The organism is Hamadaea tsunoensis DSM 44101 (assembly GCF_000428945.1).
Classification (GTDB): Bacteria; Actinomycetota; Actinomycetes; order Mycobacteriales; family Micromonosporaceae; genus Hamadaea; species Hamadaea tsunoensis.
The window spans coordinates 207,309-220,677 of the sequence record NZ_AUAX01000019.1 but is presented as its reverse complement, the minus strand read 5'-3'; the positions used below and the strand labels follow the sequence as shown (position 1 = coordinate 220,677).

9 protein-coding genes and 1 pseudogene are annotated in these 13,369 nt (G+C 71.0%); 5 read left to right on the top strand and 5 right to left on the bottom strand.

Annotated features, from left to right (window positions below):
- Positions 1-78: 78 nt before the first annotated feature.
- Positions 79-810: an LLM class flavin-dependent oxidoreductase gene (locus G401_RS0126230; protein ID WP_034593137.1), complete on the bottom strand. Its 732-nt coding sequence runs from the start codon at positions 808-810 to the stop codon at positions 79-81.
- 341 nt (positions 811-1,151) lie between these two features.
- Between G401_RS0126230 and G401_RS0126220 the strand changes: the two genes are divergently transcribed.
- On the top strand, positions 1,152-2,120 hold the full coding sequence (locus G401_RS0126220; RefSeq protein WP_027344819.1) for a GlxA family transcriptional regulator: 969 nt from the start codon (positions 1,152-1,154) through the stop codon (positions 2,118-2,120).
- Positions 2,121-2,261: 141 nt separating this feature from the next.
- On the opposite strand, the gene G401_RS0126215 is transcribed toward G401_RS0126220, so the two are convergent.
- Together G401_RS0126215 and G401_RS53340 are read right to left on the bottom strand one after the other, a co-directional pair.
- On the bottom strand, positions 2,262-3,776 hold the full coding sequence (locus G401_RS0126215; RefSeq protein WP_027344818.1) for an alkaline phosphatase D family protein: 1,515 nt from the start codon (positions 3,774-3,776) through the stop codon (positions 2,262-2,264).
- A 29-nt stretch (positions 3,777-3,805) separates the two neighbouring features.
- The gene (locus tag G401_RS53340) at positions 3,806-4,555 is read right to left on the bottom strand and encodes a class I SAM-dependent methyltransferase (RefSeq protein ID WP_051367172.1); all 750 of its coding nucleotides are present in this window, start codon (positions 4,553-4,555) and stop codon (positions 3,806-3,808) included.
- 120 nt (positions 4,556-4,675) lie between these two features.
- Here G401_RS53340 and G401_RS0126205 point away from each other — a divergent pair, with 120 nt between their 5' ends.
- The 4 genes from G401_RS0126205 (at position 4,676) to G401_RS0126190 (ending at position 11,601) form a co-directional block, all read left to right on the top strand.
- A complete protein-coding gene (locus G401_RS0126205) occupies positions 4,676-6,253 on the top strand; it encodes a cellulose binding domain-containing protein (RefSeq protein WP_051367171.1) in 1,578 nt (525 codons plus the stop codon).
- A gap of 62 nt (positions 6,254-6,315) precedes the next feature.
- Positions 6,316-8,388 (top strand): alpha-galactosidase, encoded by a 2,073-nt coding sequence (locus G401_RS0126200; RefSeq protein ID WP_027344816.1) that lies wholly within the window; start codon positions 6,316-6,318, stop codon positions 8,386-8,388.
- Positions 8,389-8,452: 64 nt separating this feature from the next.
- Positions 8,453-11,077: a helix-turn-helix transcriptional regulator gene (locus tag G401_RS0126195; protein WP_084557612.1), complete on the top strand. Its 2,625-nt coding sequence runs from the start codon at positions 8,453-8,455 to the stop codon at positions 11,075-11,077.
- Positions 11,078-11,253: 176 nt separating this feature from the next.
- Positions 11,254-11,601, top strand: a complete 348-nt coding sequence (locus G401_RS0126190; RefSeq protein ID WP_027344814.1) for a hypothetical protein — start codon at positions 11,254-11,256, stop codon at positions 11,599-11,601.
- 209 nt (positions 11,602-11,810) lie between these two features.
- On the opposite strand, the gene G401_RS58660 is transcribed toward G401_RS0126190, so the two are convergent.
- Together G401_RS58660 and G401_RS58655 are read right to left on the bottom strand one after the other, a co-directional pair.
- Positions 11,811-12,287, bottom strand: a complete 477-nt coding sequence (locus tag G401_RS58660) for an NUDIX domain-containing protein (protein WP_407636947.1) — start codon at positions 12,285-12,287, stop codon at positions 11,811-11,813.
- A 6-nt stretch (positions 12,288-12,293) separates the two neighbouring features.
- Positions 12,294-13,151: pseudogene (locus G401_RS58655) on the bottom strand (1-phosphofructokinase family hexose kinase); the annotation flags it as partial.
- Positions 13,152-13,369 lie beyond the last annotated feature (218 nt).

The following is a 13,369-nucleotide window of genomic DNA, read 5'->3' as shown; positions in this document are numbered from 1 at the left end:
TCGACGATCTTGCGCGAATGCCCCGAAATCAGCGTGCTATGTCCACAATGCCCGAACATTCGCGCAAGATCGTCGGAATCAGGGGGACGGTGGGCCGGCGAGGATGCGGGCGCGGGCGGCCTCGACTCCGCCCCGCCACCAGCCGAACGCCTCGATCCACCAGGTCACCCCGGCGTCTGCATAGGACGGTAGCAGCGGGGTCGGCGACACTCCTTCGATCGCCAGGTCGAGGCCGGGTACCAGGGCGGCGGCTGCGCGTACAGCCTCGGGGTCCGGGTTGCGCTCGCGCTGGTCGTCGAACGTGGGCATCGCGCCCTGCCAGCGCGCCGCCCGGCGCAGGCCGACCTTGCGGGGCCAGCGTCCGCCGCACCAGATCGGCAGGCGCGGCACACCCCATTCGTCCCACAGCCGCGTCAATCGGGCCAGGCCGTCGTCCAGCCGGGCGCCCCGGCCGGGCAGCGAGGCGTCCAGGCCGAAGTTCGCGTACTCGGAGTCCATGGAACCGATGGTGGCGACCAGGGTGACGCCGCCACGGGCGAGCGAGGCCAGCGTGGCGGTGTCCCGGGCGACATCCTGGACCTGCCGGCGCGGCAGGGCGACGGTGAGCATGATGTGCAGGTCCGTGGCCGCGGCGACGGCGCCGGCCACCACCGTCGGGCTCGCGACCGCCCAGCCGGGCTCGTGGTAGAGCACGTGGTCCCACAGCTGCACGCCCGACCAGCCGTTCCCGGCGGCGAGGGTCGCGAGGTCCGCGAGCACACGCGGATCGCCGAACTCGCCCACCGTCGGCAGCCCGATCGCGTATCTCATCACTGACACACTGCCACACCCCGGATACGCCGAACGCCGGCCCGGACGGGTCGGCGTTCCTCGGTACATCTTCAGTTCATCAGCTCATCCGGTGCCGGAGCCCCGGGGCGGTGTCGTCAGGCGCCGATGCGGGTGTGACGGCTGTCGGCGGTCCAGCCCGCGAGGCCGGCCACGGCGACGACGACCATGGTGGCGACTACGAACAACATTTCAGTTTCCTTCCCGGTGGGGGTGGTATTCCTATCGACAAGAACCATTCTGCGCCGCCGAGGATTCCGGATACAGTGGCCGGATTGCCAGTTGCCCTCGAAATCCTGCCAACTCCCGGCTACCCTGGTGGCGTGGCTCTCACCAAGGTGGCCGTTCTGGTCTTCGACAACGTCGCACCGTTCGAACTGGGGACCGTCTGCGAGGTCTTCGGCACCGACCGGACGGCCGACGGCTTCCCGGCCTACGACTTCCGACTGTGCGGTGTGGACGGTTCCGCCGTGCGTACGTCGTCGGGGTTCGAGCTCACCCCGCACGGCGACCTGACCCCGATGTCGTACGCCGATCTCATCGTCGTGCCCGCCCACGGGACCGGCACGCCCCTCCCGCCGGCCGCGCTGGACGCGTTGCGGCAGGCGTACGCGCGCGGCGCCATCATCATCAGCGTCTGCTCGGGGGCCTTCGCGCTCGGCGAAGCCGGCCTGCTCGACGGCATACGCTGCACGACGCACTGGAAATACGCCGAGGAACTGCAACGGCGCTTCCCGCTCGCCCAGGTCGATCCCGGTGTCCTCTACGTCGACGCCGGGCAGATCCTCACCAGCGCGGGCACGGCCGCCGGCCTCGACCTCTGCCTCCACCTCGTACGCCGGGAGCAGGGCACCGAGATCGCCACGAAACTCGCCCGGCGGATGATCGTGCCGCCGCACCGCGACGGCGGCCAGGCGCAGTACGTGGACGTGCCGCTGCCGGCCGAACCCGACGCGCCGACCCTCACCCCCATGCTGCTGTGGCTGGCCGAGCACCTCGACCGGCCGCACACCGTCGAGGACCTGGCCGCCCGGGTGTACATGGCACCGCGTACGTTCGCCCGGCGGTTCAAGGCGGAGACGGGCACCACGCCGCACGACTGGATGACGGGGCAGCGCGTCCTGCTCGCCCGCCGCATCCTCGAGGAGACGGACCTGTCGATCGACGCCGTCGCGGACCGGGCGGGCTTCGGCGATGCCGCGACCATGCGCCACCACTTCGCCAAGCGCCTCGGCACGACCCCGGTGTCCTACCGGGCGACCTTCTGCCGCCGCGACAAGCTCCCCGCCTGACCCTCCCCGCTTCCCCGCCTCCCGCCCTCTCCCTCCCCAAGATCCCGCTGGGATCAGGGAAATCACCCGAATCTTGGGCCATGATTCGGGTGGCAACCGTGATCCCAGCGGGATCTTGGGGGCTGTGCTACCGGCTCGCCGTCAGCGGGTGAGGGTCCGGGTGAACAGGACGGCGCCGGTCGCGTCGCGGAGGCGGACCGTGAGGTCTCCGCTGTGGCCGTCGATGTCCACCTCCCCGAAGTGCTGGTACGCGGGGTCCAGCGGTGAGGTGTTCGCGGCCGGCGGCGCGTGGACGAACACCGCTTCGGGGCCGAAGGTCGCGTCGAGCGCGTTGGGCCCGAACGCTCCCGCGTTGGCCGGACCGGAGACGAACTCCCAGAACGGCGAGAAGTCCCCGATCGCCGCGCGGGCCGGGTCGTAGTGGTGGGCCGCCGTGTAGTGCACGTCGGCGGTGAGGAAGACGATCCCGTCGACACCGCGCCGGTGCACTGTCCGCAGCACCTCGGCGAACTCCAACTCCCGGCCGAGCGGCGCGCCGCCGTCGCCCTGCGCGACGCCTTCCTGGGCGCTGGCACCGTCCGGGACGACGAGGCCGAGCGGCAGGTCGTTCGCGATGACCTTCCACGTGGCCTTCGAGTGAGTCAGCCCGTCGATCAGCCACCGGCGCTGGCGGGCGCCGAGCATGCCGAGGTGCGGGTCGGCGTACACATTGGAGCTGTTGGGGTCCTTGTAGGTACGCATGTCCAGCACGAACACGTCCAGCAGCGGGCCGAACGAGAACTTCCGGTAGACCTCGCCGGAGGCGATCGGCACGTACTCGAAGAACGCCTGCCTCGCCCGTGACGCGAGCACGTCGACGTTCTTCTCGGTGTACCGGTCGTCGGCGAGGATCTGGCCGGGGTACCAGTTGTTGCGTACCTCATGGTCGTCCCACTGGTTGATCTGCGGTACGCGCGCCGCGAACGCCTTCAGGTTCTCGTCGAGCAGGTTGTAGGCGAACTGGCCCCGGTACTCGGCCAGCGTCTCGGCGACCTTGTCCTTGGCCGGGTCGGTGAGGTTGCGGTAGACCCGCCCGTCGGGCAGCGTGACCGCGGCCGTGATCGGCCCGTCGGAGTACACCGTGTCACCGCTGCACAGGTAGAAGTCGGGGTCCACCCGGCCCATCGCGTCGAAGATGCGCATCCCGCCCAGGTCCGGGTTGATGCCCCAGCCCTGGCCGTTGACGTCGCCGGTCCAGACGAACCGGACGCCCCGGTGCCGGCCCGTCGAGGCGGTGGTCAGCCGGCCGGTCAGCCAGTCGGACGCCACGCCGTGCCGGTCCAGGCTCTCCGCGCGTACGCGATAGAAGACCTGGGTGCCCGGGTCGAGGTCGCGCAGGGCGACCTTGCCGGTGAAGTCGGTGCCGGGGGTGAGGACAGGGCCGCGCACGTGGCGCGCGCCGCGGAAGTCGGGCCGGTGCGAGTACTCGACCAGCAGCCGGCTGGGCCGGTCCGCGCGGGTCCAGACCAGCGCGGAGGTGGCCCGCGGCTCGCCGCTCTGCACGCCGTGGGTGAGGATCGGGCGTCCACCGGGGACATAGGCCGCGGCGGCGCCGGGAACCAGCAGGCTCCCGGCGGCTGCGGCCACGCTGCCCCGGAGAAGGTTGCGTCGATTCATGCCCGTGGTCTACCGACCACAGGTGACGCTCAGTCGACGTCCACCCGGCGGGCAAGGATGAGGTGGGTGTCCACTCGCATCGCCACCGAGCCGCCGCGCCCGGCGACCAGGTCGCGCAGCTCGATGTCGATCTCCGCCTGTACGCCGGCGGGCCGCGACCGGTACGGCCCGTACGTACGCTGCAGGTCGAGAAATTGTTGATCATCCAACGTAGAGGATCGCCGAGTGGTCCAGAGGACGGGCTCCGTGAAGAGCCCCGACTCCGTCAGCTCGGCCGGCGCCCAGCTGAACAGCGGTGGCCGGCGCAGGACCCCGCCGGGATGCTCCGTCATGATCCGCAGGATCTCCGCGTCCAGCTCCTCGTCCTCGATGACGTTCCGAGCCCCGATGATCGCCAGTACGCCGCCCGGCGCGAGGGCCGCCGCCGCCAGCTCGGTACGGCGTACCGGGGTGAGCCAGTGCCAGACGAGGGCGGCGTAGAGGAACGGGACGCCCCCGGCCGGCGGGGTCCAGTCCTCGAACGTCGAGGAGACCACGGTGACGTCGGGCAGTCCGCGGTCCAGCAGGACGGCCGCCATCCGGTCGTCCGGCTCGACCGCGGTGATCGGGAAACCGTTGCCGGCGAACAGGACCGTGGCCTGCCCGGTACCCGCTCCGATCTCGACGGCCCGGTCGGGCGTACCGCCGAGGTAGGTGAAGACCTGCTCGGCGACCTCGGGCGGGTGGCCGGGGCGGCGGGCGTCGTAGAGGGCGGCGACCTCGCCGAAGTTCGTCGTCATGTCCCCAATTTATAGGCACCACTTGACTTTTCGGAGGTGGAGGGCGACCGTGGGAACGCTCCCATTCGCGCTGTCCTCCACGCAGCGCTCGCCCACAGTCTCCTAGGGAGATACACGCCCATGAAAGTCCGTACCGCCCTGCTCGCGGCCACCGCGGCGGCGACGCTGGCGGGGGCCGTCAGCATCGCGCTCGCGCCCGCCGCGAGTGCAGCCGCGGGCTGCTCCGTCACGTACAACAACCAGAACCAGTGGCCGGGCGGGTTCACCGCCAACGTCACCGTCACCAACCTCGGCGACCCGATCTCCGGCTGGAACCTCGGGTTCGACTTCCCGGCCGCCGGCCAGTCCGTCCAGCAGGGCTGGAGCGCCACCTGGACGCAGTCCGGCCAGCATGTCAACGCCGCGAGCCTGGACTGGAACAAGAACCTGGCCACCAACGGCTCCACGTCGATCGGCTTCAACGGCCTGTGGACGGGCAGCAACCCGGTGCCGGCGTCGTTCACGCTGAACGGCATCACCTGCACCGGCGGGGTCACCACGAGCCCGTCGCCGTCCAAGAGCGCCTCCGCGTCCCCGTCGGCCTCGCCGTCGAAGAGCGCGTCCGCCTCACCGTCGGCCTCGCCGTCCAGGAGCGTCTCGCCGAGCCCGTCGGCCAGCACCAGCCCGCCGCCCGCGGGCAGCGCGCCGGCCCTGCACGTGTCCGGCAACAAGCTGCTCACCAGTACCGGCGCCACCTACCGGCTGCTCGGCGTCAACCGCTCCGGCGGCGAGTTCGCCTGCATCCAGGGGTACGCGATGTGGAACGGCCCGATGGACCAGGCCTCGATCGACGCGATGCGGACCTGGAAGATCCGGACGGTACGCGTACCGCTGAACGAGGAGTGCTGGCTCGGAACGGCCGACGTGCCGGCCGGCGGTACCTCGGGAGCGGCGTACCAGACCGAGGTCAAGAACTACGTGAACCTGCTGGTCGCCAGCGGCATCACGCCGATCGTCGAGATGCACTGGAACTACGGCCAGTACACCGGCCCCTCGGCGGGCTGCTCGGACGTCAAGGCGACCTGCCAGAAGCCGATGCCCGACGCCCAGTACGCGCCGAGCTTCTGGACCGGCGTCGCGAACGCTTTCAAGGGCAACAACGCGGTCGTCTTCGACCTGTTCAACGAGCCGTACCCGGAGCGCGGCTCGGGCAGCAGCGAGACGGCCGGCTGGGTCTGCTGGCGCGACGGCGGCACCTGCCCCGGCATCACCTACCAGGTGGCCGGTTTCCAGACGCTGGTCAACTCGGTCCGCGCGACCGGTGCCACCAACGTCATCATGCTGGGCGGCCTCGCGTACTCGAACGACCTGACCCAGTGGCTGGCCTACAAGCCGACCGACTCGACCGGCAACCTGATGGCGTTCGCGCACATCTACAACTTCAACACCTGTTCGAACACCTCCTGCTACGACAGCCAGCTGGCGCCGGTCGCGGCGTCGGTGCCGCTCACCCTCTCCGAGATCGGTGAGAACGACTGCTCGCACGGCTTCGTCGACACGCTGATGAACTGGGCGGACGGCAAGGGCGTCGGCTACCTCGGCTGGACGTGGAACAACTGGGACTGCTCGAGCGGCCCGTCGCTCATCAGCGACTACAACGGTACGCCGACCGCGTTCGGCCAGGGCCTGAAAGACCATCTCGCGGCGGTCTCCAACTGACGTTCCGCTGGATCGACGGCCACCCCTGGTCACCGGGGGTGGCCGTCGCTTACGTTGATCGCATGGCGCTGACGTCGCATGATCCCGCCTCACAGACCTGGCTGCTGCGGACGCCCGCCAGCGCGTACGCGCTGCGCTGGGACGGTTCGTCCGTCCGGAGCGTGCACTGGGGGCCGCCGCTGACCCTGGAGCAGGCCGCGACCATCCCGGTCCGGCCCGACCGCGACGACGAGCGGACCGGTGAGGAGTTCCCGGTACGCGGCGGCCACCGTTTCGGCCCGCCCAGCCTCGACGTCGTCTACCCCGACGGGACGGCGGCCGTCGAGTGGCACCTGGCCGGCCAGCTGCTCGACGGCGGCCGGCTGACCGTCGCCCTGGCCGACCGGCACTACCCGCTGCGGGCGGACCTGCACTACGTCGTCCGCGAAGGCACCGACGTGATCGAGCGGTGGACCGAGATCACCAACACCGGCCCCGACCCGGTCGAGGTACGCCGCGCCGACAGTGCCGCGTGGACGGTGCCGTGGCGGGACGCGTACCGGCTGACGTCGGTGTCGGGGGCGTGGGCCGCGGAGTTCCAGCTGCAGCGCACACCGCTGCCGGTCGGCGAGACGACGCTCACGACCCGCCGCGGGATCGCCCGCGGCCAGGGCAACCCGTGGGTGATGGTGGACACCGGCGACGCCACCGAGACCTCCGGCGAGGTCTGGAGCACCGTGCTCGCCTGGAGCGGCCCGTTCCGGTTCGACGTCCGGCGTACGCACGGCGGGCACGTGCACGTCGCCGCCTCGGGAGCGCACGAGGGCGTCACGATCCGGCTGGCTCCCGGCGAGACCTGGCGTACGCCGTCCAGTCTCGGGCTCTACCGGGCCGACGGGTTCGGCGCGACGAGCCGGTCCTGGCACGCGTACGCCCGCGCGCACGTTCTGCAGCACGCGGACGAGGTCGCGCCGGTGCTCTACAACGGCTGGGAGGGCACCTGGTTCGACGTGAACGAGGAGAACCAGAAGGCCGTCGCCACGATCGCCGCGGGCCTCGGCGTCGAACTGTTCGTGATGGACGACGGCTGGTTCGGCCGCCGGGTCGACGACCATGCCGGGCTCGGCGACTGGTGGCCCAACCCGGACCGGTTCCCCGACGGCCTCGGCCCGCTCATCGAGCACGTGCACGGGCTCGGGATGAAGTTCGGCATCTGGGTCGAGCCCGAGATGGTCAACCCGGACAGCGATCTCTACCGGCGCCATCCCGACTGGGTGCTGCACATGCACCATCGCCACCGCTCCGAGCAACGCAACCAGCTCGTCCTGAACTTCGCCCGGCCCGACGTGGCCGCCTGGGCGTACGCGTGGCTCGACGACCTGCTCAGCAGCAACGCGATCGACTTCGTCAAGTGGGACATGAACCGGTCGTTCACCGAGGCCGGCTGGCCGACCGCGGACGACCCGGACCGGCTGTGGGCCGGGCACACCCGGGCGGTCTACGACATCCTCGACCGGCTGCGCGCCACCCACCCCCACGTACGCGTCGAGAGCTGCGCCAGCGGCGGCGGCCGGGTGGACCTCGGCATCCTGGCCCGCACGGACCAGGTGTGGACGTCGGACAACACCGATCCGGTCGACCGCATCGCGATCCAGCACGGCTACTCGCAGGTGTATCCGGCGATCGCGATGGGCTCCTGGGCCAGCGACAGCCCGAACCCCATCACCCATCGGGCGGCCCCACTGGCAATGCGGTTCCACGTGGCGTCGGCGGGTGCGCTGGGCGTCAGCGGCAACCTCCGCGAGTGGGACGCCGGGGCGCTCGACGAGGCCCGTTCGCTGGTCGACGCGTACAAGCGGGTGCGGAAGATCGTGCAGCACGGCGAGCTGCACCGGCTCGCGAACGGGACGACCACGGTGGTCGAGTATGTCTCCGCGGACCGACGGGAGGCGGTGGTGCTGGCGTGGCGACCGTCGATGGCCTGGGCCACGCCCCAACCCCCCGTACGCCTCGCGGGGCTCGACCCCGACGTCGAATACGAGCTGGTCGGAACGGCCGAGACCTATAGTGGAGCGGTGCTGATGGGGCACGGTCTGGACCTCGCGCTGCCACCGGGACCGGACGCGAGCCGCATGATCCATGTTCGCGGACAGTGAAAATGCGGTGACACTCACCCTTTTGGCGGACCCGAGGGATCTCTAATGTCGGTACTCTGCGGCAGTGGGCGAACCGTGGCCATTTGTCGGACGTCACGCTGAGCGCGACGCGGTACTGCATTCTGTGACCGCGACCGCCCCGCGCGGCGTCGTCCTCAGTGGAGCGGCAGGGATCGGCAAGAGCCGTCTGCTGCGCGAGGTCCTCAAGCAGCTGGATCGCGATCGACTGTCGGTGCTGCAGGTCGCGGCCACCGCGGCGACGCAGAACCTGCCGCTCGGCGCGTTCGCGGAGATCCTGCCGCCGGCCCCGCCCATGGGCGCCAACGCCTCGCTGCTGCTGCGCTGGGCGCTCGACGCCATCCGCAGCCGCGCGGACGACCGGCGGATCGTGCTCGTCGTCGACGACATCCACCTGCTGGACCCGCTCGGCGCGACGCTCGCCCTCTACGTCTGCCGCAACAACGCGGCCACCCTGATCGCGAGCCACCGCTCGGAGGCCTCGGTCGACGACGCCATCACCGCATTGTGGAAAGACGGCCTCGTCGACCGGATGGAGATCAAGGCGCTCGACGAGACGCAGACGACCGAGCTGCTGACCACCGTCCTCGGCGGACCGGTGCAGCAGGCCAGCGCCAACCGGCTGTGGCAGATCACCGAGGGCAACGCCCTGCTGCTGCGCGAGGTCCTCGCCAGCATCGGCGACACCTCGGAACTCAACCAGGCGCAAGGACTGTGGACCTGGAGCGGCCGGCTGAACACCGGGACCGCGCTGTCACAGCTCGTGGACAGCCGCATCGGCCGCCTCGAAGAGCCGGAGCGGCGCGTCCTGGAACTGGTCGCGCTGGGCGAGCCGATCGGCTTCAGCCTCGTCGTCCGCGAATGCGGGGACGTCGCCCTGCGCTCGACGGAGGAGAAGGGCCTCATCCGCATCCTCGACGACGGCATGCGGTCCAACGTCCGCCTCACGCACCCGATCTACGGCGAGGTCATCCGGCAGAACCTCGGCACGACCCGGTCCCGGCAGCGGCGGGCCGAGCTGGCCGCGATGATCGAATCCACCGGCGCCCGCCGCCGCGAGGACCTGCTGCGCGTGGCCGTCTGGCGGCTCGACAGCCGGACGGCGACCAATCCCGACCTGCTGCTGCGCGCGGCCGGCATCGCGTTCGCCGACATGGACACGCGGCTGGCCGCCCGGCTCGCGCAGGCGGCCCAGGCGGTCGGGGCCGGACTGCCCGCGCTCGAACTGCACGCCACCGCCGTCGGCTTCAGCGGCGCGCCGCAGCGCGCGATCGACATGCTCGACGAGGCCGCCGAGACGCACACCTCCGACTGGGAGGTCGCCCGGATCGCGGTCGCCCGCAGCGTCCAGCAGATGACCGGCATCGACGACGCCGATCCGCTGCGCGACCTCGAAGAGGCGACCGCCAAGGTCACCGACCCGACCACCCGGGCCTGGATGCGCGCCCACATCGCCCCCGAACGCATGCTGTACGCGCAGTACGACAAGCTCGACGAACTGATCAACGACATCACGGCCGACCCGCACTCGTCGGACGCGGCCCGGGCGTTCGCGCGTACGCTGCAGTTGGAGATGAGCTGTGCCCGGGGCGAACCGGTGACGGCCCTCAAGCGCATCGTCCAGATGGAACGGACGTCCCTCGCACTGTTCCCGGAGATGCCCTACCTGAGCAACTCCATCCAGAACACGATCGGCACGGCGTCCCTGCTCTCGGGCGACCTGACGCACGTGCTCGGCCTGCTCGACGAGCCGGGCAGCTTCGCGATCCAGTTCTTCCCCATCCTGGAGGGCCAGGTCGTCCTCAACCGGGCGCAGGGCCTGCGGATGATCGGGCGTACCCGGGAATCGTTCCGGCTCGCCCAGGGCGCCCTGTCCCACCTGCACACCGCCGGACGGATCTTCCTGCCCGCCGTGTACGCCGAACTCGCCCAGGCCGCCGCGATCAACGGCGACGGCGTGGCGGCCGACGAGTACCTCGTCGAGGCGGAGCGGACCCTCGTGCGGTCGCGGCGCAACCACGCACCGGCCGTCGGGCTGTCCCGCATCCAGGTCGAGGCGAGCGCCGGGCGGCTGGAGGCGGCCCGCGACTCGGCCGAGCGGCTCCTCTTCGACCTGCGCCGCAACGGATTGCACGCGTTCGAGGTGCTGGCCCTGCACGCGCTGACCCGGGCCGGGCTCGCCGACGACGCCGTGGGCCGGCGCATCGCGGAACTCGCCGCGCACGTCGAGGGCGCGCTCGCCCAGGCCGCCGCAAGGCACACGAAGGCCCTGCTCTCGGCCAACGTGGGCGAGTTGAAGTCGGTCGTCGAGGACTTCGCCGGACTGCGCCTCAACCTGTACGCCGCCGAAGCGGCCGCGCAGGCGTACCAGCTCAACGCGACGGACGCGATCGCCTTCCGGCTGGCCGACCTGCTCGCGCTGTGCGAGGGCGTGCACACGCCGGCCCTGCGCCTCGGCATGATCCAGCTGACCGAACGCGAACTGGAGATCGCCGAACTGGCCGCGAGCGGCATGTCCAGCCGCCAGATCGCCGAGCACCTCGTCGTGTCGACGCGTACGCCGGACAATCATCTCTTCAAGGTGTACACGAAGCTGGGCATCGCCGGCCGCGCCGAGCTGACCGCCAGGTTGAAGCTGTACAAGGCCCTGCACGGCCAGCGCACCCGCTGACCAGGTCCGCCAGGGACTACTCAGCTCGGTACTACCCATTACTCAAGGGCAGTGACGCCGCCACTCATCCCGCGCCCGACTGTGCGCGATCGTGCAAATTGCACAGTGCACGGTGGGATGCTGTGCGTGCTCGCAACACCACCCTGCGGCGAGCGTCCCCCTTGAGAGGATCTTCCATGGTGAACACGGGGCTCCGGCTCCAGCGGTGCTTCGCCCAGACGCTCGGCGTCGGCGCGCTCTTCTGGCAGGCCGCCTCGGGAACCAGCTCGGCGGCCATCTGGCTGATGATCATGACGCTGGAAGAGAACGGCGTCACGGCGCAGGCCGACTACTGGCGGCGCATCCTCACCCAGGATCCGCAGACGACCTACGAACTCGCCGCCGACCTCGCCGACGTCGGTGCGTACCGGGCCGCACTGCACTGGGCCAACCAAGCCGCCACCTGTGGCCACCGCCAGGCCGGCGAGCTCTGCGTACAGATCAAGAACCGGCTCTCCCGTCCCGCCTGCGACGCGTCGCCCTAGGCGCGTACACAGCTGGGCCGCGCGGTGAACGCTCGCCCACGAGGTGCCCCTCTCACGAGCTGATCCGTTCGACCGGCGTCACGCACCGATGCACCGGCCGGATGCCGAACCACCGCGCGGCCCGCCCACACAAGCTCTGGATGCCCCGTGTTCTCGCCCGGCCGCGAGAGACGGGGCATCCGGATTTCCCTTCGGGAGCCACCCCGGAATCAGTCGTCGAGGCGGGGGCGCAGATCGTTGGGGGCCAGGCGGCGGACGATGTACAGCAGCTGCGGCGGTTCCAGGCGGCCCTCCAGGTCGCCCAGTTCCGACCAGTGCACCCACTTGCTCTCGACCAGGTTGCGCTGCTCGTCGGCGGTCAGCTCGGCCGGGGTCACCGGTGGCCTGGCCGACGGGAACTTGGCGAGGAAGAAGGGTTCCACGCCGACCCAGCGCCGGCCGTTCCACTGCGTGTCGCGGTGCACCGCCACGCTCATCTCGCCGATCATCGCCGGGTTGAGGCCGGTCTCCTCGACCAGTTCGCGCCGCGCGGTGTCGATCGGCTCCTCGCCGTCGTCGATCCCGCCGCCCGGGGGCTCCCACAGGGTCTCCCCGTTCGCCGGATCGCGCCAGCGCATCAGCAGGATCCGGCCGTCGGTGTCGAGGCAGACGACGCGTACGGCCGCACGGTGGGCCATCTCCTCCACGTGTACGCCTTCCCGGAAGCGCGCGTACGCGTCCTCGTCGAACTGCCCGGCGACCGGAGCGGCGACCGCGGCGGCCGAGAGGGCGATCGCGTCGGTGACGAGGTCGGACCAGGCCGCGTCGCGGACGAGTCCGCGGGCCAGGGCCGCCACCGCGGCGTCGCCGGCCCCAGTCGCGTTGCCGTAGACGCGTTCGGGCGGGTACGCGCGCCAGGTCCCCTGCTCCGTCACGACCTCCATGCCCTCTTCGCCCTTCGTGGCGACCACGGCCTTCGCTCCGCGCTTGAGCAGTTCGCGGGGTGTGTCGTCGCCGAGTTCGTCCACGTTGGGCTTGACGACGTCCGGCCCGGCCTCGATCCCGGCCGCCAGGGCGGGACCGTCCGCGTCCAGCACGGTCCGTACGCCGACGGCCTGGGCGGCCCTGATCAGCTGCGCGTACGCGTCCTGCGGCACGCCGGTGGGCAGCGATCCCGAGAGGACGGCCACGCGTACGGAGGGAAGGAGGCTCTGAAAATGGCCCACGAACCGCTCCCATTCGTCGGCGGTGACGGTGGGGCCGGGTTCCCAGAAGCCGGTGGCCTCGCGGTCGTCGACGACGGTGACGGTGCGGCGGGCCTCGCCGGCGACGGGCCAGAAGGCGTGCGGGATCGTGCCGAGGAGGGTGCCGAGCCGCGCGCCGGTGATCCCGCCGACCAGGCCGGTCGCGAGGACGGGCTCGCCGAGCTGGGCGAGGACGCGGGCGACGTTGAGCCCCTTGCCGCCGGCCCGCTCGGCGACCTCCCGTACGCGGTGCGTGGCGTGCGGCCGCAGCGTGTCGACCCGGTAGGTGATGTCCAGCGCGGGGTTCAGCGTGACGGCCAGGATCATGCCGCCATCCTGCCGGATCGGCGGCCGTCGGGACACCCTGCCACCAGACGACCGCTTGACCGCTCCACAAAGGGCGGACTAGCATTCCGCAGCATATGTAAGTCAGTCTAACTAACTGACGACATCGCCTCAGCAACCAGCACCACCGCATGAGCATCAGCACCTGGGCCGACGCGCCATCGGCCACGCGGACCTGTCCCGTCCGCGTGCACCGCATG